The organism is Azorhizobium sp. AG788, assembly GCF_004364705.1.
In the GTDB taxonomy this organism is placed as follows: domain Bacteria; phylum Pseudomonadota; class Alphaproteobacteria; order Rhizobiales; family Xanthobacteraceae; genus Azorhizobium; species Azorhizobium caulinodans.
Window position 1 is genome coordinate 142,994 of record NZ_SOBM01000009.1, and the last position, 18,560, is coordinate 161,553.

The window sequence follows — 18,560 nt, forward strand, 5'->3', positions numbered from 1 at the left end:
CTCGCCGCTCTGCCTGCCCGCGCTCAAGTGGCCGATCTCCGGATCATGGCGCCCGCCGCCCCCGGCGGCGGCTGGGACCAGACCGCGCGCTCCATGCAGCAGGCCCTCGTGGCGGCGGGCGCTGCCCGCAGCGTGCAGGTGACCAACGTGGCGGGCGCCGGCGGCACCATCGGCATCGCCCAGTTCGTCAATGGCGCGAAGGGCGATCCCAACCAGCTCATGGTCATGGGCTATGTGATGGTGGGCGCCATCCTCACCAACAAGGCGCCCGTCACCCTCGATCAGGTGACGCCCATCGCCCGCCTCACCGAGGAGACCGAGGCCATCGCCGTGCCGGCGGCCTCGCCCATCAAGACCGTGCAGGAGCTGGCCGAGGCCATCAAGGCCAACCCGGCCAAGGTGACCTGGGCCGGCGGTTCGGCGGGCGGCGTGGACCATATCGCCGCCGCCCTGTTTGCGCAGGCGGCCGGCGCTGATCCCTCCAAGATCAACTACATCCCCTTCTCCGGCGGCGGTGAGGCGCTGGCCGCCGTGCTCGGCGGCAAGGTGACCGCCGGCATCTCCGGCTATGGCGAGTTCGAGAGCCAGGTGAAGGCGGGCAAGCTGCGCATCCTCGCCGTCACCGCCGGCGAGCGGGTGGAGGGCGTCGATGCCCCGACCCTCACCGAAGCCGGCCTCAAGCTGAAGATCACCAACTGGCGCGGCGTCGTCGCCCCGCCCGGCCTCAATCCGGAGCAGGTGAAGACCCTCACCGCGACGGTCGAGAAGATGGCGAAGTCGCCCGCCTGGGCCGAGGTGCTGAAACAGAAGGGCTGGGACGACGCCTTGCTCACGGGCGAAGCCTTCGCCGCCTTCCTGAAGCAGGAGAACGCCACCACCACCGACATCCTGAAGTCCGTGGGGCTGGTGAAGCCCTGACCGGGGTCATTTCCGCATTTCAGGGAAACGCGGAAATGACCCAATTCTTGGTTTCACGCAATTCCTTTCGCAGAACCGCACACGTCTGCGGGAATGGCTCCAGCGGGGGCGCCGCCGGCGCCCCTTTCCGGCCGCCTCAGGAGGCTCCATGGATCGCAAGCTGAACCGGCCGGACATGGCGGGCATCGCCATCGCCCTCGGCCTCGCGGCGCTCGCCGCCGTCATCTGGTGGGACGCCACCCGCCTCACGCTGGGCTCTCCCTATGGCCTCGGGCCGGACGCCGCCCCCAAGGTGGTGGCCGGCGGCCTCGCCCTTCTGGCGGTGGCGAACTTTATCACCGCCTGGCGCGGCGCCCTGCCCCATCGCGAGGCTGGCGACTTCGGGGCGATCGCCTGGATCGTCGGCGGCCTGCTGGTGCTGATTGCCCTCATCGCCTTCGACGGCGGCTTCATTCCCGCCACCGCCATCCTGTTCGCCGCGACCGCCCGCGCCTTCGGCCGGCGGGCGCTGCTGGCGGACCTCGGCATCGGCTTCGTGATCGGCCTCCTCGCCTATCTCATGTTCGCCAAGCTGCTCACCTTGTCGCTGCCCATGGGGCCGCTGGAACGGTTGCTCTGAGGAGGCCCCATGGACACCTTCGGCTCGCTCCTCACCGGTCTCTCGGTCGCCATCGCCCCGACCAACCTGCTGTTCGCGCTCATCGGCGTGCTGCTCGGCACGGCGGTCGGCGTGCTGCCGGGCATCGGCCCGGCACTCACCGTCGCGCTGCTGCTGCCCGTCACCTACAAGCTCGATCCCGCCGGCTCGCTCATCATGTTCGCGGGCATCTATTACGGCGGCATGTATGGCGGCTCCACCACCGCCATCCTCATCAACACGCCCGGCGAGAGCGCCTCCATGGCGACCGCTTTGGAGGGCAACAAGATGGCGAAGGCCGGCCGGGGCGGGCCGGCGCTCGCCACCTCTGCCATCGGCTCCTTCGTCGCCGGCACCATCGCGACGCTGGGCCTCACCTTTCTCGCACCGACGCTGGTGGAGATCGCGGTCCAGTTCGGCCCGGAGGATTATTTCGCGCTGATGTGCGTGGCTTTCGTCACCGTCTCGGCCACCTTCGGGGACTCGCCCGTACGTGGCCTCACCAGCCTGTTCATCGGGCTGGCGCTCGGCCTCGTCGGTATCGACAAGCTCACCGGACAGGCACGGCTCGGCTTCGGCGTGCCGGAGCTGCTGGACGGCGTGGAGGTGACCACGCTGGCCGTGGGCCTCTTTGCCATCGGCGAAGCGCTGTTCATCGCCTCCCGCCGCCATGCGGCGCCCGAGCAGGTGGAGCCGGTGCGCGGCTCGCTCTGGATGAGCCTCGATGACTGGCGCCGCTCCTGGAAGCCATGGCTGCGCGGCACATTCCTCGGCTTTCCCATCGGCGCCCTGCCGGCGGGTGGAGCGGAAATCCCGACCTTCCTTTCCTATGCGGTGGAGCGCAGGCTGACCAAGCATCCGGAGGAATTCGGCAAGGGGGCGATCGAGGGCGTCGCCGGTCCCGAGGCCGCCAACAATGCTTCGGCGGCGGGCACGCTGGTGCCCCTGCTGACGCTGGGCCTGCCCACCTCCGCCACCGCCGCCATGATGCTGGCCGGCTTCCAGCAATATGGCCTCAATCCCGGCCCGCTGCTGTTCGCGGATCATCCGCAACTGGTGTGGGGACTGATCGCCTCGCTCTATATCGCCAATGTGATGCTGCTGGTGCTGAACCTGCCGCTGGTGGGCCTGTGGGTGCGGCTGTTGGCCATTCCCCAGCCCTGGCTCTATGCGGGCATCCTCGTCTTCGCGACCATGGGCACCATCGCCGCCAAGCCCTCCGTGGCCGAGCTCGGCATGCTCACCGTCTTCGGCGTGCTGGGCTATCTCATGCGGCGGTTCGACTATCCCGTCGCGCCGGTGGTGGTGGGCCTGATCCTCGGTCCGGTGGCGGAGGCGCAATTGCGCCGCGCGCTCTCCATCAGCCTCGGCGATCCCATGGTGCTGGTGGAGAGCCCCATCTCCGCGACCCTTCTGGTGGTGGCCCTCCTCGCCCTCATCGCCCCCTTCGTGCTGAAGGGCCTCGACCGCTTCAAGGCAAACGAGGACTGACACTTACGTCAGCGATGCCGGCCACGGCCGGCATCGGCGGATCTCAGTCCAGTTCCATGCGGTAGCGCACATGGTCGTCCACCGCGACATAGCTGTCATAGAGGCGGCGGGCGGTCGTGTTGGTGTCGCGGGTGTGCCAGTAGAGGTCGCTCCAGCCCTGCGCGCGGCAATGGGCCACCAGATGATCGAGGATGGCGCGGCCGACGCCGCCGCCGCGGGCCGCCGGGTCCACATACAGGTCTTCGAGGTAGCACACGCCGTTGAGGCTCCAGGTGCCCTCGTGATGGACGCAGAGCGCCATGCCGACCAACCGGCCATCCTCTTCCGCGAGGAGACCGAAGACGGGCGAGGCGGGATCGAGCACCCGCTTCCAGGTATGGGCCGTCACCTCTTCCGGGACGTCGGCATTGTAGAAGTCGTTATAGCCCGCCCAGAGCTGGCGCCATGCCGCTTCGTCCGCCGCCTCGGGCGCCCGCACCACCACCGACATGACCTGCCCTCCCCCGCGCCGCCCAGCGGACGCCCAAACGAAAAAGGCGCGCCACCGGGGCGCGCCTTTGATGCAACGTCGAACCGGCCGGCTCAGCGCTGGGCGTTGGCCTGCGCGCCGCCGCTCTTCGGCAGGATGACCACCTTGGTGCCCACGTTCACGCGGGTGTAGAGGTCTTCCACGTCGTTGTTGAGCATGCGGAAGCAGCCCGACGACACGAACTTGCCGATGGTCTGCGGCTCGTTGGTGCCGTGGATGCGGTACACCGTGCCGCCGAGATACAGCGTGCGGGCGCCGAGCGGGTTGCCCGGGCCGCCGGCCATGAAGCGCGGCAGGTAGGGCTGGCGCTGGATCATCTCCGCCGGCGGGCGCCAGTCGGCCCATTCCGCCTTGCGGGTGATCTTTTCCGTACCGGCCCAGGTGAAGCCGTCGCGGCCCACGCCGATTCCGTAGCGGATCGCCTTGCCGCCACCCAGCACGTAATAGAGGTAGGTGTTCGGCGTATCGATCACGATCGTGCCGGCCGGCTGGCTGGTCACATAATCCACCGTCTGGCGGCGGAAGCGATCCGGAACGGGCTCGCTGGGATCCACGTCCTCGATGCGCGGGCCGGACGGTGCCTCGTTGGTGCCGGGCACCACAGCGGCGTTGGACGCATAAGCGCCACCCTGCGGCACGCTCGCCGGCACCACATAGCCAGCGGAGGCGTTTGCGCGCATGGACTGCTGCTGCTCATAGCTCTGCGGCGGGGCATAGCCCGGCGCGGGGGCCGGAGCCGCAACGGCCTGGGCACCGTTCGGGCCCTGGATATAGACGCGCTGCTGGCCGGGCGCGGGCTGGCCGTAGGCGGTCGCCGGAGCCTGGGAGGCATAGCCGCCCTGGGGCTGCTGCTGGTAGCCACCCTGCTGGGTCTGGTAACCGCCGCCCTGCTGCTGGGCATAGCCACCCTGCGGCGCGATGGACATGGGCTGGGTGCCCTGCGGCGCGGCCGGCTGGGCATAACCCTGCTGGTATCCCGGCTGCTGCACGGGCTGCTGGGAGGTGGGATAGCTGGCCTGCGCGGCCCCCGGAGGCGCGGACAGAGGCGCGCTCTCGACGCTGTCGTAGCTGCGCCGCACCGGGCGCGCATACGGATCGTCATAGCCGGGGACGGAACCCGCCGGTCCCTGCTGCGGCACGGCGGCCGGAGGGGCTTCGGACGTGATGGAGCCGGTCTCGTCGTCCGAGGCCGGGACATAATAAACGCTCGGCACGGACTGCGCGTGGGCCGACACGGCCAGCAGCGACACGCCGAGAGACAGGAGGAAAGTTTTGCGCAGCGTCATGGGATCGGTTGTAACCCCGAAACTGTGTCGAAATTGGAAACGCCCTCCTGAATCTTTGTCCCGTTCTGGAGCATCGATGCAGGCTGTGACCTCAAGGACACAAGGTTGAGTTTGGTTCCGTCCTTCGGTCTGTAGACCTGCACCCGGACCCGTGCAATCCGGCATTTGGACCCGACAAACAAATGTGAAGGCTTCACGCAAGCTGCGGCGTCGCAGCAACACCTGCCCGCTCCCTTCGACCGCCTTGCGCGGGCCAGAAATAGAATATAAAGATATCTTTATGTCTTTTGACGGCAGCCACAGCGACGCACCCCGCGTCCCCTTCGCCACCCTGCTCGACGGCCTCAAGGCCGCCGGCGAGGACACGCGCCTGCGGCTGCTCTCGGTGCTGAGCGAGGCGGATCTCACGGTCTCCGATCTCACCGACATCATGGGCCAGTCCCAGCCCCGCATTTCCCGCCACCTCAAGCTCCTGGCGGAAGCCGGCCTCGTGGAGCGCCACCGCGAGGCGAGTTGGGTGTTCTATCGCCGCGCCACCGAGGGGCCGGGCAGCGTGCTCGCCGCCCGCCTGCTGGATCTCCTCGCGCCGGGCGACGACGTGCTCCAGCGCGACCGCGAGCGCCTCTCGGACGTGCGCGCCGCACGCGCCGCCGCCGCCCAGGCCTATTTCCGCGCCCATGCGGACGAATGGGACCGCATCCGCGGTCTCCATGTGCCCGAGGCCGACGTGGAAGCGGCGGTGCGCGACATCCTCGCCGGCCAGCCCATGGAGAGCCTGCTGGACCTCGGCACGGGCACGGGGCGGATGCTGGAAGTCTTCGGCCCGGACATCGAGCGCGGCCTCGGCCTCGACCTCTCACCCGACATGCTGGCCATCGCCCGCGCCAATCTCGAGCGCGCGGGACTGCGCCACTGCTCGGTCCGGCAGGGCGACATCTTCAACCTCGCGCTGCCGCGCGAGAGCTTCGACGTGGTCATCATCCACCAGGTGCTGCACTTCATCGACGACGGCGCCCGCGCCGTGCGCGAGGCCGCCCGCATGGTGAAGCCCGGCGGCCGCCTGCTGGTGGTGGATTTTGCGCCCCACGATCTCGAATTCCTGCGCGAGGCCCATGCCCACCGCCGCCTCGGCTTTTCGCCGGAGACGGTGGCCGGCTGGATGGCGCAGGCGGGCCTTCAGCCCGAAGCCCATAAGGCGCTGCTCCCCGACCGCAATGGCGAGGGGCGGCTCATCGTATCGCTCTGGCTCGGCCGCGACCCGCGCGCGGTGGCCGGGGCACAAAGGGAGGTTGCGTGATGTCGGGCCCCGTCAGGGCGAGCCGCGAACTGGGCAAGGCCCCGGTTTCCGTGTCGTTTGAGTTCTTTCCGCCCAAGACCGAGGAGATGGAGCGCACGCTCTGGGCCTCCATCGACCGGCTGGCCCCGCTCTGCCCCAATTTCGTGTCCGTCACCTACGGCGCGGGCGGCTCCACCCGCGAGCGCACCCATTCGACCGTCGCGCGCATCGTGAAGGAAACGACCCTCGCCCCGGCCGCCCACCTCACCTGCGTCGCCGCCACCCGCGCGGAGATCGACGAGGTGGTGCGCTCCTATGCGGATGCCGGCGTGAAGCACATCGTTGCCCTGCGCGGCGACCCCACCACCGGCGTCGGCACCAAGTACGAGCCTCACCCCGGCGGCTACGCCTATGCCGCAGACCTTGTGGCCGGCATCAAGAAGCTGGGCGATTTCGAGGTGTCCGTCTCCGCTTATCCCGAGCGGCATCCGGAAAGCCCGGACGCGGACGCCGACATCGATGTGCTGGCCCGCAAGGTGGACGCCGGAGCGAACCGGGCCATCACCCAGTTCTTCTTCGATAACGACGTCTACTTCCGCTATCTCGACAAGGTGCGGGCGCGCGGCATCGACATTCCGATCGTGCCCGGCATCCTGCCGGTGACGAACTTCAAGCAGGCAGCCCGCTTTGCCGCCGCCACCGGCGCCAGCGTGCCGGACTGGTTCGCCGCCCGCTTCGAGGGGCTGGACGACGACCCGGAGACCCGCAAGCTCATCGCCGCAGCAGTGGCCGCCGAGCAGGTGATGGATCTGGTTGATCGCGGCGCCACGGATATCCATTTCTATACGCTCAACCGTGCCGACCTCGTCTATGCTGTCTGCCATCTTCTGGGCCTGCGCGCGCAGGCGGCGGCAGCACCGGCGACAGCCGCATGATGCGTGACGTCTGATCCTGTCCGAATAGCGCCGCTCACTTCATTCCGCATTCCGCCGTTCTCGGCCCCGCCGAGCCACGAGGTTCCGATGACCACCGCCCCTGCCAAGACCGGCCAGACCGAGACCCGCTCCGCCCTCCTCGCCGCCGCGCGCGACCGCATCCTCGTGCTCGACGGCGCCATGGGCACGATGATCCAGGGCCTCAAGCTCGACGAGGCGGGCTATCGCGGCGCCCGCTTCGCCGACTGGCCGCAGGACATCAAGGGCAATAACGACATCCTGAACCTCACCCGCCCGGACGACGTGCGGGCGATCCACCTCAAGTACTTCCTCGCCGGCGCCGACATCGTCGAGACCAACACCTTCTCCTCCACCACCATCGCCCAGGCGGACTACGCCATGGAGGCGCTGGCCTATGAGCTGAACGTGGCGGGCGCCCGCCTCGCCAAGGAAGCCGCCATCGAAGCGGAGAGGCAGGACGGGCGGCCGCGCTTTGTCGCCGGCGCCATCGGCCCGACGAACCGCACCGCCTCCATCTCGCCGGACGTGAACAATCCCGGCTTCCGCGCCACCTCGTTCGACGAGCTGGCCACCGCCTATGCGGAGCAGACGCGCGGCCTCATCGCCGGCGGCTCCGACATCATCCTCATCGAGACCATCTTCGACACGCTGAACGCCAAGGCGGCCGTGTTCGCGGCCGAGACGGTGTTCGAGGAAATCGGCCGCCGCCTGCCGGTGATGATCTCCGGCACCATCACCGACCTCTCCGGCCGCACCCTGTCGGGCCAGACGCCGAGCGCCTTCTGGTATTCGCTGCGCCACGCCCAGCCCTTCTCCATCGGCCTCAACTGCGCGCTGGGCGCCAAGGAGATGCGCGCTCACATCGCCGAGCTCGGCCGGGTGGCGGACACCTTCGTCTGCGCTTACCCCAATGCCGGCCTGCCCAATGAATTCGGCCTCTATGACGAGAGCCCGGAGGCCATGGCGGAGCTGGTGGGCGAGTTCGCCGCCTCGGGCCTTGTGAACATCGTCGGCGGCTGCTGCGGCACCACGCCCGACCATATCGGCGCCATCGCCAAGGCGGTGGCCGGCAAGGCGCCGCGCGCCATCCCGACCCTTGAGCCGCGCCTGCGCCTCTCCGGCCTCGAGCCCTTCGAGCTGACCCGCGAAATCCCGTTCGTGAACGTCGGCGAGCGCACCAACGTCACCGGCTCCGCCCGCTTCCGCAAGCTCATCACCAATGGCGACTTCACCGCCGCCCTCGATGTGGCGCGCGATCAGGTGGAGAGCGGCGCGCAGGTGATCGACGTCAACATGGACGAGGGCCTGCTCGACAGCCACGCGGCTATGGTGAACTTCCTCAACCTCGTCGCCGCCGAGCCCGACATCGCCCGCGTGCCGGTGATGGTGGACAGCTCCAAGTGGGACATCATCGAGGCCGGCCTCAAGTGCATCCAGGGCAAGGGCATCGTGAACTCCATCTCCATGAAGGAGGGGGAGGACGCCTTCCGCCACTATGCGCGCCTCGTGCGCCGCTATGGCGCCGCCGTGGTGGTGATGGCCTTCGACGAGAAGGGCCAGGCCGACACCTATGAGCGCAAGATCGAGATCTGCGCCCGCGCCTACAAGATCCTCACGGAAGAGATCGGCTTCCCGCCGGAAGACATCATCTTCGATCCCAACGTCTTCGCGGTGGCGACCGGCATCGAGGAGCACGCGCCCTATGGCGTGAACTTCATCGAGGCCACGCGCTGGATCCGGCAGAACCTGCCCCACGCCCACATCTCGGGCGGCGTGTCCAACCTCTCCTTCTCGTTCCGCGGCAACGAGCCCGTGCGCGAGGCCATGCACGCGGTGTTCCTCTATCACGCCATCCAGGCGGGCATGGATATGGGCATCGTCAATGCCGGCCAGCTCGCCGTCTATGACGAGATTCCAGCCGAGCTGCGCGAGGCCTGCGAGGACGTGGTGCTGAACCGCAATGCGGACGCCACCGAGCGCCTGCTCAGCCTCGCCGAAGGCTTCAAGGGCGGCGCAGGCAAGGAGAAGCGCGAGGCGGACCTGACGTGGCGCACGTGGGACGTGGACAAGCGCCTCGCCCACGCCCTCATCAACGGCATCACCGAATATGTGGAGGCCGACACCGAGGAGGCGAGAGCCGCCGCCGCGCGCCCGCTGCATGTGATCGAAGGCCCGCTGATGGCCGGCATGAACATCGTCGGCGACCTGTTCGGCGCCGGCAAGATGTTCCTGCCGCAGGTGGTGAAGTCCGCCCGCGTGATGAAGCAGGCGGTGGCCTATCTCATGCCCTTCATGGAGAAGGAAAAGCAGGAGATGGGACTCACCGAGGCGTCCGCCGCGGGCAAGATCCTCATGGCCACGGTGAAGGGCGACGTGCACGACATCGGCAAGAACATCGTCGGCGTCGTGCTCCAGTGCAACAATTACGAGGTGATCGACCTCGGCGTCATGGTGCCGGCGGCGAAGATCCTCGAAGTCGCCAAGGCCGAGAAGGTGGACGTGATCGGCCTTTCCGGCCTCATCACGCCTTCACTGGACGAGATGGTGACGGTCGCCTCCGAGATGGAGCGCGAGGGCTTCCATGTGCCGCTGCTCATCGGCGGCGCCACCACCTCGCGCGTCCACACGGCGGTGAAGATCGCGCCGCAGTATCATCGTGGGCAGGCGGTCTATGTGACCGACGCCAGCCGTGCCGTGGGCGTGGTTTCGAACCTGCTCAGCCCCGACACGCGCGAGACCTATGTGGCGGACATCCGGGCGGAATATTCCAAGCTCGCGGAAGCCCACGCCCGCGCCGACGCCAACAAGCAGCGCGTGCCACTGAAGAGCGCCCGCGACAACGCCCTCAAGCTCGACTTCAAGGCCAGCACACCGGTGAAGCCGTCCTTCCTCGGCACCAAGGTGTTCGAGGATTACGACCTCGCCGACCTCGTGCCCTTCATCGACTGGTCGCCCTTCTTCGCCTCCTGGGAACTGACGGGCAAGTATCCGCAGATTCTCCAGGACGAGACCGTGGGCGAGGCCGCCCGCAATCTCTTCAGCGACGCGCAGGCGATGCTGAAGAAGATCATCGACGAGAAGTGGGTCACGGCGAAGGCCGTGGTCGGCTTCTGGCCGGCCAATGCGGTAGGCGACGACATCCTGCTGTTCCGCGACGAGGGCCGCATGGCGCCGCTGGCCACGCTGCACACGCTGCGCCAGCAGCTCGCCCGCCGCGAGGGCCGCTCGAACCTCGCGCTGGCCGACTTCGTGGCGCCGGTGGAAAGCGGTGTGCATGATTATGTGGGCGGCTTCGCCGTCACCGCCGGCATCGGCGAAGAGGAGCGCACGGCCGCCTTCAAGGCCGCCAATGACGACTATTCCGCCATTCTGCTCAAGGCCCTGTGCGACCGCCTCGCGGAAGCCTTCGCCGAGCGGATGCACCAGCGGGTGCGCAAGGAATTCTGGGGCTACGCCGACGATGAGGGCCTCAGCAATGAGGATCTGATCGCCGAGAAGTATCGCGGCATCCGCCCGGCGCCGGGCTATCCGGCTCAGCCCGACCACACGGAGAAGGGTACGCTCTTCACCCTTCTGGACGCCACCGACAAGATCGGGCTGGAGCTCACGGAGAGCTTCGCCATGTGGCCGGGCGCGGCGGTTTCCGGCCTCTATTTCGCGCATCCGGAAAGCGCCTATTTCGGCGTCGGCCGCATCGAGCGCGATCAAGTGGAAGACTATGCCGCGCGCAAGGGCTGGACGGTGGAACAGGCGGAGCGCTGGCTCGCCCCCATCCTGAACTACGACCCCACCCGCCGCGCTGCGGCGGAGTGAGCAGGGGCTGAGGCAAGACGAAGGGGCGGTGATCACGCGATCGCCGCCCCTTTTGTTTGAGCGAAGTGAACCTCTCCCGCTTCGCTACGCTGCCGCCCTCGGTCGGTCCGCCAGGGCCCGATAGGCGAGCGCCTCCGCCAGATGCGCGCGGCCGAGCGTCTCGGCCCCGGCGAGGTCGGCGAGCGTGCGGGCGACCTTGAGCACGCGGTGATAGCCACGGGCGGAGAGGCGCATGGCGTCCGCCGCGTCCCGCAAAAGTGCCGCACCGGCCGCGTCGGGGCGGGCCACCTCGTCCAGCAGCGTGCCGGTGGCTTCCGCATTGGTGGCGATGTCGGGTCGGCCAAGGGCCGCATAGCGCTCGCGCTGGAGGGCACGGGCGGCGGCGACGCGCGCGGCCACCTCGGCCGAGCCCTCCACGGGCGCCGGCAGCACCAGATCGGCCGCGCTCACCGCCGGTACTTCCAGATGGATGTCGATACGGTCGAGGAAGGGGCCGGAAAGACGCGCCTGATACTCCTCAGCGCAGCGCGGTCCGCGCTTGCAGGTGAAGCCCGGCTCCCCCGCCCGCCCGCACTTGCAAGGGTTCATGGCGGCGACGAGCTGGAAACGGGCGGGATAGGAGACGCGGTTGTTGGCGCGGGCGATCATCACCTCGCCGCTCTCCAGCGGCTGGCGCAGGCTGTCCAGCACCTGGGCTGAGAATTCCGGCAGTTCATCGAGGAACAGGACGCCCAGATGGGCGAGCGAAACCTCGCCCGGCCGCGCCTTGAGCCCGCCGCCCACCATGGCGGCCATGGAGGCGGAATGATGCGGCGCGCGGAAGGGGCGCCGGTCGATCAGCGCGCCGTCCTCGATGCTGCCGGCCACCGAGGCGATCATGGACACCGCCAGCATTTCACCCGGCACCAGCGGCGGCAGGATGGAGGGCAGGCGCTGCGCCAGCATGGACTTGCCCGAGCCCGGCGGCCCCACATAAAGCAGATTGTGCCCGCCGGCCGCCGCCACCTCCAGCGCCCGCTTGGCCGTCTCCTGTCCCTTCACGTCCCGAAGGTCGAGCCCTCCTGAGCGGGCGTCGCGCAGCCTTGGATCGGGCCGCGCCAGCACCTGCCGCCCGGTGACGTGATTGGCGAGCTGGATGAGGGAGGATGGCGCGAGGATCTCCATCTCCGGGCTCGCCCAGGCCGCTTCCGCACCGCAGGCCGCCGGGCAGATGAGGCCGTGGCCGCGGGCATTGGCGCCGATGGCCGCTGGCAGCACGCCCGCCACCGAAGCGATGGAGCCGTCGAGGCCCAGTTCCCCCACCACGGTAAAGCCATTCAGCGCATCGCTCGGAATGGCGCCGATGGCGGCCATCAGGCCGAGCACGATGGGCAAATCGTAATGGGAGCCTTCCTTGGGCAGGTCGGCGGGGGCGAGGTTCACGGTGATGCGCCGGGCGGGCAGCGCGAGGCCGGAGGCGATGAGCGCGGCGCGCACCCGCTCCTTGGCCTCGGTCACGGCCTTGTCCGGCAGCCCGACGATGGTGAAGGCCGGCAACCCCGCCGCCACATGGACCTGAACGTCCACGGGCCGGGCCTCGACGCCCTCGAAGGCGACGGTTGCGACGCGTTGGATCACGCTTGCGCCCCCTCACAAGCCAACCTCAAGGTTGCAAGCCTAGACGGGCGGATTGCATGAGACAAGAACAGATTGCGAACAACGCTTGATGGGGCCTTTATCCGCAAGGGCCGGCTTCCCGATGGCCCGCTTATGGCGATCGGCGCGACAAGGGCGGGGAAAGGACACCGCCATGACCTATCATGCGCCCGCCACCGCCGCCGCCCGGCTCTTCATCGCTGCCGCACGCCACGCACCCGCCGGCCTTCCCGGCCCGCTCACGCGCATGCTGCTGAAGATCGCGGTCCTGGCACCGCTGGTGATTGCGGCCTTTGCGTTGCGCTATGCGGCGTTCGCCTGAGCTTCAGGCCTCAGCCGTGGCGCGCGGGTTCATCGCCATGGCGCGCACCACGAACTCGCCATCAAGGAACGGGGGCTGCTTGTAGAAGCCGGCCAGCCAGCTGGCCAGCAGGCACAGCTCCTCCAGCTTCACCAGCTCATCAAGGGAATCGTCGGGAAAGCGGATCTCGAACGCCTCGCTCACCGTTTCCATCACCTGCTCGACCTGCTCCTGATCGAGCCCGAGATCCTTCTCGATGCTGGCATGACGGGTGAGCTGGTCCTCGGGAATCCCATATTCGTCGCGGATCAGTTTTACGATCCAGCGGAACATGTTCATCCAGTTCTTGACCTCTTCGGAGCCGCGCATGCCTTCCCCGCGCATCAAGCATCGATGAACAGGGCAAACGATGCTCCTGTGGCCGTACCACCCGAACCTTGGTTCAGGCTGACTCCGAAGGCCCGAAAAATGGAGCCGCCACAGGCTCTAAGCCGCCGTCCGCAACGGCAGGGGCGAGCATCACGAGCTTGGTGCGCCCGCCCGGCAGCGCCGCGAGGGTGACCTGTTCGAAACTGCGGATGGCACCGTCCGATGCGCAGAAGGTGCGCAGGCCGCCTTCCCGTCCCAGCACGCCCTGCGCATGCCACAGGCGGGCAAAGAGCGGAGAGTCTGCCATCAGGCCCGCCACCAGTCCCGCGAGTGCGGGTTCGGCGAGGTGGCGCGACGTATCGGCGCGGAATTCCGCCAGCACCCGGCGCGTGCGCTCCGCATGGTCGGGGATCAGCGCCACGGCGGCGGGATCGAGGAAGAGGAAGCGCAGCAGGTTGCGCTCCGCCGCCCCATCAAGCCAGCCCCGGAAGAGGTCGGCGGCCGCAGCGTTCCACACCTGCGCCGTCCATGTTCCGTCCAGCACATAGGCAGGCTCCGTCATGCCGGCGACGAGGCGGGCGAGCGCGCCGTGGGGCGGGAAGGCATCAGGCGCCGGCGGGTGCGGGTCCTCGCGGCCGGCCAGATCGAACAGATAGGCCCGTTCGGCGGGCGACAGGCCGAGCGCCTGCGCGAGGCGGGAGACGGCCGAGGCGGAAAGCGCCATCTCGCGCGCCTGCTCGATCCAGCTGTACCAAGTGGCGGAGAGGCCGGCGACCTGCGCCATCTCCTCGCGGCGGAGGCCCGGCGTCCGCCGCCGCCGGAGGTCCGTGAAGCCATGGGCCGCAGGGTCCAGTTTCTCGCGCCGGGTGCGGACGAAATCGGCGAGGGCGCGGCGGCGGGCGGCGTCTGAGGCATGCGGCATGGTGGTTTTTATACCAGTATAATTTTCCCTCTGGCACCGGTTTCAGAAGCGTTCCAGCTTTGCGGCGCTCGTCACGCCTCCGCGCCATGTCGCGGGATGTGGCGGGGCGAGCCGTGCTAGACCGTTGGGTGGCAAGCTGCTGCCCCTATCAGGACATGCCCCATGACCGCTTCCTCCGCCGCCAGCCACCCCGCCCCTCAGGGCCACGAGGGTCTCGTTTCGGCGCACTTCAGCCCGCAGGCGCAGGCCTATGTGGCGAGCGAAGTGCATGCCAAGGGCGCGGACCTTACCGATCTCGCCGCCCGTCTCTCCGGCGCAGGCGTCGATCGCCTTCTGGATCTGGGCTGCGGCGGCGGCCATGTAAGCTTCACGGCGGCCCCCCTGGTGCGGCACGTCATGGCCTACGATCTCTCGAGCTCCATGCTGCAGGCCGTGGTCGACGAGGCGCAGGGACGCGGGCTCGACAATATCGCCACCGAGCAGGGCCGCGCCGAGGACCTGCCCTTCGCGGACGCGAGCTTCGACTGGGTGGTCTCGCGCTACAGCGCCCACCACTGGCATGATCTCGGGGCGGGCCTGCGGCAGGCGCGGCGCGTGGTGAAGCCGCAGGGCAAGGTGATCTTCATGGATGTGGTCGCCCCGCCCCATCCGCTTTTCGACACCTTCGTCCAGAGCATCGAGCTGCTGCGCGACACGTCCCATGTGCGCGACTATTCGGTGCCGGAATGGGTGAGCGCCGCCGAAAAGGCCGGGCTGGTGCTGGAAGGGATGGAGACCCGCCGCCTGCGGCTGGAATTCGCCTCCTGGATCGCGCGCATGCGCACGCCGCCTGTGCTCGCCGACGCCATCCGGGCGCTGGAAGAAGGCGCGCCGAAGGAAGTGCGGGCCTATTTCGAGATCGAGCCCGACGGCACCTTCACCCTCGATACCGCGACGCTGGTGTTCCGGCCGCTCTGAGAGCGGGCGCACAGCTGAAGAGGCTACAAAGGAGACGCGGCAGGCTGAAAAGAGGCCTGCCGCGCGCTGCCGCCCGAGGCGCTTACTTCTTCTCCAGCAGCAGCGCTCCCTGCTTCTGGACCATTTCCTTGATCTTGGTGCCGGCGAGGTGGAGCAGATAGGGCAGTTCCACCGCCAGATGCACCTGATCGTCCGCCACCTCGATCTTGCCGGAGGCCTGCTGGCCCATGGCGGCGATGCGGAAATCGAGGTTGGAGTCGACCCAGGTCTCTTCGAGGATCTGCACCTGATTGCCGAACTTCTCCCGCAGCAGGCTCGTGCCCTGCTGGAGGCGGCGCACGGCTTCCTCGCGGCCGAGCTTGTGGGGAACGGATACAGTCAGCGGCGGGGCCATGCGTGGTCCTTGTCTCTTGGCAATCGAAGGGCGCGTGCTCTTCCTTGAGTTTAGAGAGCGATTTACCGAGCGGATTGATTCAATCCGCTCGGATCGCGCTCAGGCGCGCCGCTTCTCCTCGATCTTGTCCCAGATCTGGGCGGCGATATCGGGGCCGCCGAGGCGCTTGATGGCGCGCAGGCCCGTGGGCGAGGTGACGTTGATCTCGGTGAGATTGCCGTCGATCACGTCGATACCCACGAAGATCAGACCCATCTTGCGCAGCGAAGGGCCGATGCGGGCGCAGATTTCCTGCTCGCGGTCCGTGAGGTCCGTGGGCCGGGCCGCGCCGCCGCGCACCATGTTGGAGCGCAGGTCGCCCTCGCTCGGCACGCGGTTCACGGCACCCGCCGCCTCGCCGTCCACGAGGATGATGCGCTTGTCGCCGTGCTTCACCTCGGGGAGGAAGCGCTGGATCACCCAGGGCTCGCGGAAGGTGGTGGAGAACAGGTCGTAGAGCGAGCCGAAATTGAGGTCGCCCTCGGCCATGCGGAATACCGCCGCGCCGCCATTGCCGTAAAGCGGCTTCATGACGACATCCTTGAACTCGGCCCGGAACGCCTTGATCTCCTCGAGGTCGCGGGTGATGAGCGTCGGCGGCATCAGCTCGGGGAATTCGGTGACGAAGATCTTCTCCGGCGCGTTTCGCACATGGGCCGGATCATTCACCACCAGCGTCTTGGGGTGGATCCGCTCCAGAAGATGGGTGGTCGTGACATAGGCCATGTCGAACGGCGGGTCCTGCCGCAGCAGCACCACGTCATAGTCCGACAGCTTCACCCGGCGCTTCTCGCCAAGGGTGAAGTGCTTGCCGGCCTCGTCGGCGACCGTCAGATCCTCGACGGTGGCGAACACCGCTCCGTCGCGCATGGCGAGGCGGTCGGGCGTGTAGTGGACGAGGCGATGACCACGGCGCTGGGCTTCCAGCAGCAGGGCAAAGGTGGAGTCGCCCGCAATGTTGATGTGGGCGATATGGTCCATCTGGACCGCAACCTGAAGGCTCATGAAAGGCTCCGGCGAAAGGCCCGGGCAGGGATGAACCCTATCTATAGGCCCGAGGCCCTGACCGCCAGAGCAGGGCGGCGCTTTGCAGCGCCCTGCCCCGCCGGACGGCTCAACGCGCCTTCTTGATGCGCACCATCTTGAAGAAGCCCACCGGGAACACCGGCGAGATGTCGATGACGCTCATGTCCGGGTGGGTGGCTGCCCAGTTGCGCAGGCGGCTGGCCTTGAAGGCGATGCTCCAGCCCACCTTCTTCATCATCGGCGCCAGCATGCTCTCCACATGCATGGTCGGCCCCGCATCCGCGCCAAGCTTGGAGGCGATGATGATCTCGCCGCCCGGCTTCAGCACACGGCGCATCTCGTCGAGCGCCTTCTCCGGGTTAGGCACGAGCGTGATGACAAAGGGCACGGTGATGGCATCGAAGCGGGCATCGGGAAAGCCGAGCGCACAGGCATCCATGGAGGCGAGCAGCCCCACATGGGAGAGCTTGCGGTCGACCTTCTTCTCCATCGCCTTTTCCAGCATGTCGAACGAGAGGTCGATGCCGGTCACCCGGCAGTGGGCGGGGTAATAAGGCAGGACGAGGCCAGTGCCGACGCCCACTTCCAGAATGTCCGAGCCGCAGGCGGCGGCGGCGGTCGCCGCCTTGCGCTGCGCATCGGCCAGCAGCTTCACATAGACCTTGTCATAGATGGGCGCCCATTTCGCATAGGCGCGCTTCTGCCCTTCAAGATCGTATTGAACCGCCATCCCGCACATCCTTCAGCTTTGCGGGGGCGACCGAAACCTGCCGGCCCGCCTCCAGCCACCCTTATAACCCCGGCAACCGCAGCCGGTTGCGATTCGATAGGTTCGCTTACGCCACCTGCGCGGCGGCCAGATGACGCCCGGCCCGTTCCGCACGCACGATGGTGCCCCCGCCGAGCAGGCGGGCGGCACCGGACGCAGCGTCATAGAAGACGCAAGCCTGTCCCGGCGCAACTCCCTCTTCGCCCGCCAGGAGCTCCACCGACGGCGCACCGTCGGCGTCGCGCAGGAGGCGGGCCGGCGTCGGCGGGCGGGTGGAGCGCACCTTCACATAGATGTCCTGCTCCGCCGCGCAGGCGTCGAGCAGCGGCACGTCGCCCAGCCAGTTGATGTCCGTGAGGCCGATGGAGCGCACCGCCAGCGCCTCGCGCGGGCCGACGCGCACTTCGCGGCGCGCGGCGTCGATGGCGACCACATAGAGCGGCTCGGGCGTCGAGATACCGAGGCCCTTCCGCTGGCCGACGGTGTAATGCATCACGCCCCGGTGCCGGCCGAGCACGCGCCCGTCCAGATGGACAATGTCGCCCGCCTCCCCCGCCTCGGGGCGCAGCCGCTCCACCACCTCGGCATAATCGCCGCCCGGCACGAAGCAGATGTCCTGGCTGTCCGGCTTGTCCGCCACCGGGAGGCCGAGTTCGGCCGCCAGCGCCCGCACGTCGCTCTTCCTCATGCCACCGAGCGGAAAGCGCAGCTTGGTCGCCTGCGCCTGCGTCGTCGCATAGAGGAAATAGCTCTGGTCGCGATTCTCTTCCGCCGCGCGGAACAGGCCCCGCCGGCCGTCGGGCAGCGCGCGGCTCGCCACATAATGGCCGGTGGCGAGGACGGAGGCGCCGAGGTCCTCGGCGGTGGCCAGCAGATCGCGGAACTTCACCGTGCGGTTGCAGTCGACGCAGGGAATGGGGGTGAAGCCGGCGGCATAGCTGTCCGCGAAGCGCTCGATGACCTCCTCGCGGAAGCGGCTTTCATAGTCGAGCACGTAATGGGGAATGCCGAGGCGGTCGGCGACGTCGCGGGCGTCGTAAATATCCTGCCCGGCGCAGCAGGCGCCCTTGCGGCGCGCCGCCTCGCCCTGATCGTAGAGCTGGAGCGTCACGCCCACCACGTCGAAGCCCGCCCGCGCCAGAAGCCCCGCGACCACCGAGGAATCCACGCCGCCCGACATGGCCACCACCACGCGGGTGGAGGCGGGATCGGTCCCGATGTCGGTGAGGTCAGGCAGCACGA

General features: G+C 68.3%; 17 protein-coding genes. 8 read left to right on the forward strand and 9 right to left on the reverse strand.

The genetic code is table 11. From position 1 onward, the window contains the following. Positions 1–45 precede the first annotated feature (45 nt). The 3 genes from DFO45_RS21985 to DFO45_RS21995 all read left to right on the forward strand — a co-directional run bounded on the left by DFO45_RS21985 (position 46) and on the right by DFO45_RS21995 (position 3,046). Positions 46–918: a tripartite tricarboxylate transporter substrate-binding protein gene (locus DFO45_RS21985; protein ID WP_245518226.1), complete on the forward strand. Its 873-nt coding sequence runs from the start codon at positions 46–48 to the stop codon at positions 916–918. 148 nt (positions 919–1,066) lie between these two features. Further along, positions 1,067–1,537, forward strand: coding sequence for a tripartite tricarboxylate transporter TctB family protein (locus DFO45_RS21990; protein WP_043879746.1), 471 nt, complete (start codon positions 1,067–1,069; stop codon positions 1,535–1,537). 9 nt (positions 1,538–1,546) lie between these two features. Continuing rightward, positions 1,547–3,046, forward strand: coding sequence for a tripartite tricarboxylate transporter permease (locus DFO45_RS21995; RefSeq protein ID WP_012172856.1), 1,500 nt, complete (start codon positions 1,547–1,549; stop codon positions 3,044–3,046). A gap of 43 nt (positions 3,047–3,089) precedes the next feature. Here DFO45_RS21995 and DFO45_RS22000 read toward each other — a convergent pair whose 3' ends face one another. Together DFO45_RS22000 and DFO45_RS22005 are read right to left on the reverse strand one after the other, a co-directional pair. Then, the gene (locus DFO45_RS22000; RefSeq protein ID WP_166657222.1) at positions 3,090–3,536 is read right to left on the reverse strand and encodes a GNAT family N-acetyltransferase; all 447 of its coding nucleotides are present in this window, start codon (positions 3,534–3,536) and stop codon (positions 3,090–3,092) included. Positions 3,537–3,628: 92 nt separating this feature from the next. Continuing rightward, positions 3,629–4,861 (reverse strand): L,D-transpeptidase, encoded by a 1,233-nt coding sequence (locus tag DFO45_RS22005; RefSeq protein ID WP_245518222.1) that lies wholly within the window; start codon positions 4,859–4,861, stop codon positions 3,629–3,631. Between the two features lie 280 nt (positions 4,862–5,141). Between DFO45_RS22005 and DFO45_RS22010 the strand changes: the two genes are divergently transcribed. From DFO45_RS22010 to metH, 3 genes are all read left to right on the forward strand, one after another. After that, positions 5,142–6,158, forward strand: a complete 1,017-nt coding sequence (locus DFO45_RS22010) for a metalloregulator ArsR/SmtB family transcription factor (protein WP_133866536.1) — start codon at positions 5,142–5,144, stop codon at positions 6,156–6,158. After that, a complete protein-coding gene (gene metF / locus DFO45_RS22015; RefSeq protein WP_133866537.1) occupies positions 6,158–7,072 on the forward strand; it encodes a methylenetetrahydrofolate reductase [NAD(P)H] in 915 nt (304 codons plus the stop codon). The genes DFO45_RS22010 and metF overlap by 1 nt, the downstream gene beginning before the upstream one ends. A gap of 87 nt (positions 7,073–7,159) precedes the next feature. Beyond that, positions 7,160–10,906, forward strand: a complete 3,747-nt coding sequence (gene metH / locus DFO45_RS22020) for a methionine synthase (protein WP_133866538.1) — start codon at positions 7,160–7,162, stop codon at positions 10,904–10,906. 84 nt (positions 10,907–10,990) lie between these two features. Here metH and DFO45_RS22025 read toward each other — a convergent pair whose 3' ends face one another. Beyond that, a complete protein-coding gene (locus DFO45_RS22025) occupies positions 10,991–12,523 on the reverse strand; it encodes a YifB family Mg chelatase-like AAA ATPase (RefSeq protein WP_133866539.1) in 1,533 nt (510 codons plus the stop codon). 172 nt (positions 12,524–12,695) lie between these two features. Between DFO45_RS22025 and DFO45_RS25015 the strand changes: the two genes are divergently transcribed. Beyond that, entirely contained in the window at positions 12,696–12,863 is a 168-nt protein-coding gene (locus DFO45_RS25015) for a hypothetical protein (protein WP_166657223.1), read from the forward strand. Positions 12,864–12,866: 3 nt separating this feature from the next. Here DFO45_RS25015 and DFO45_RS22030 read toward each other — a convergent pair whose 3' ends face one another. Both DFO45_RS22030 and DFO45_RS22035 read right to left on the reverse strand, forming a co-directional pair. Further along, complete coding sequence (locus tag DFO45_RS22030; protein ID WP_043880628.1) at positions 12,867–13,211, reverse strand: phosphopantetheine-binding protein; 345 nt, start codon at positions 13,209–13,211, stop codon at positions 12,867–12,869. Positions 13,212–13,284: 73 nt separating this feature from the next. Continuing rightward, positions 13,285–14,133, reverse strand: coding sequence for a helix-turn-helix transcriptional regulator (locus DFO45_RS22035; protein ID WP_133866540.1), 849 nt, complete (start codon positions 14,131–14,133; stop codon positions 13,285–13,287). A 162-nt stretch (positions 14,134–14,295) separates the two neighbouring features. Between DFO45_RS22035 and DFO45_RS22040 the strand changes: the two genes are divergently transcribed. Next, complete coding sequence (locus DFO45_RS22040; protein ID WP_133866541.1) at positions 14,296–15,090, forward strand: class I SAM-dependent methyltransferase; 795 nt, start codon at positions 14,296–14,298, stop codon at positions 15,088–15,090. An 82-nt stretch (positions 15,091–15,172) separates the two neighbouring features. Here the strand turns inward: DFO45_RS22040 and DFO45_RS22045 are convergent, their stop codons facing one another. From DFO45_RS22045 to mnmA, 4 genes are all read right to left on the reverse strand, one after another. Then, positions 15,173–15,484 (reverse strand): polyhydroxyalkanoic acid system family protein, encoded by a 312-nt coding sequence (locus tag DFO45_RS22045; protein WP_133866542.1) that lies wholly within the window; start codon positions 15,482–15,484, stop codon positions 15,173–15,175. 99 nt (positions 15,485–15,583) lie between these two features. Then, positions 15,584–16,528, reverse strand: coding sequence for a glutathione synthase (gene gshB, locus DFO45_RS22050; RefSeq protein WP_012172868.1), 945 nt, complete (start codon positions 16,526–16,528; stop codon positions 15,584–15,586). Positions 16,529–16,637: 109 nt separating this feature from the next. Then, positions 16,638–17,279 (reverse strand): class I SAM-dependent methyltransferase, encoded by a 642-nt coding sequence (locus DFO45_RS22055; RefSeq protein WP_133866543.1) that lies wholly within the window; start codon positions 17,277–17,279, stop codon positions 16,638–16,640. Positions 17,280–17,385: 106 nt separating this feature from the next. Continuing rightward, positions 17,386–18,555: a tRNA 2-thiouridine(34) synthase MnmA gene (mnmA, locus tag DFO45_RS22060; RefSeq protein WP_280960293.1), complete on the reverse strand. Its 1,170-nt coding sequence runs from the start codon at positions 18,553–18,555 to the stop codon at positions 17,386–17,388. Between the last annotated feature and the right edge of the window lie 5 nt (positions 18,556–18,560).

Excerpts from the sequence above, each read along its gene's own strand:
- DFO45_RS21985 (WP_245518226.1), top strand. The coding sequence starts at position 46 with ATGGCGCCCGCCGCCCCCGGCGGCGGCTGGGACCAGACCGCGCGCTCC.
- DFO45_RS21990 (WP_043879746.1), top strand. The coding sequence starts at position 1,067 with ATGGATCGCAAGCTGAACCGGCCGGACATGGCGGGCATCGCCATCGCC.
- DFO45_RS21995 (WP_012172856.1), top strand. The coding sequence starts at position 1,547 with ATGGACACCTTCGGCTCGCTCCTCACCGGTCTCTCGGTCGCCATCGCC.
- DFO45_RS22000 (WP_166657222.1), bottom strand. The coding sequence starts at position 3,536 with ATGTCGGTGGTGGTGCGGGCGCCCGAGGCGGCGGACGAAGCGGCATGG.
- DFO45_RS22005 (WP_245518222.1), bottom strand. The coding sequence starts at position 4,861 with ATGACGCTGCGCAAAACTTTCCTCCTGTCTCTCGGCGTGTCGCTGCTG.
- DFO45_RS22010 (WP_133866536.1), top strand. The coding sequence starts at position 5,142 with ATGTCTTTTGACGGCAGCCACAGCGACGCACCCCGCGTCCCCTTCGCC.
- metF (WP_133866537.1), top strand. The coding sequence starts at position 6,158 with ATGTCGGGCCCCGTCAGGGCGAGCCGCGAACTGGGCAAGGCCCCGGTT.
- metH (WP_133866538.1), top strand. The coding sequence starts at position 7,160 with ATGACCACCGCCCCTGCCAAGACCGGCCAGACCGAGACCCGCTCCGCC.
- DFO45_RS25015 (WP_166657223.1), top strand. The coding sequence starts at position 12,696 with ATGACCTATCATGCGCCCGCCACCGCCGCCGCCCGGCTCTTCATCGCT.
- DFO45_RS22030 (WP_043880628.1), bottom strand. The coding sequence starts at position 13,211 with ATGCGCGGCTCCGAAGAGGTCAAGAACTGGATGAACATGTTCCGCTGG.
- DFO45_RS22035 (WP_133866540.1), bottom strand. The coding sequence starts at position 14,133 with ATGCCGCATGCCTCAGACGCCGCCCGCCGCCGCGCCCTCGCCGATTTC.
- DFO45_RS22040 (WP_133866541.1), top strand. The coding sequence starts at position 14,296 with ATGACCGCTTCCTCCGCCGCCAGCCACCCCGCCCCTCAGGGCCACGAG.
- DFO45_RS22045 (WP_133866542.1), bottom strand. The coding sequence starts at position 15,484 with ATGGCCCCGCCGCTGACTGTATCCGTTCCCCACAAGCTCGGCCGCGAG.
- gshB (WP_012172868.1), bottom strand. The coding sequence starts at position 16,528 with ATGAGCCTTCAGGTTGCGGTCCAGATGGACCATATCGCCCACATCAAC.
- DFO45_RS22055 (WP_133866543.1), bottom strand. The coding sequence starts at position 17,279 with ATGGCGGTTCAATACGATCTTGAAGGGCAGAAGCGCGCCTATGCGAAA.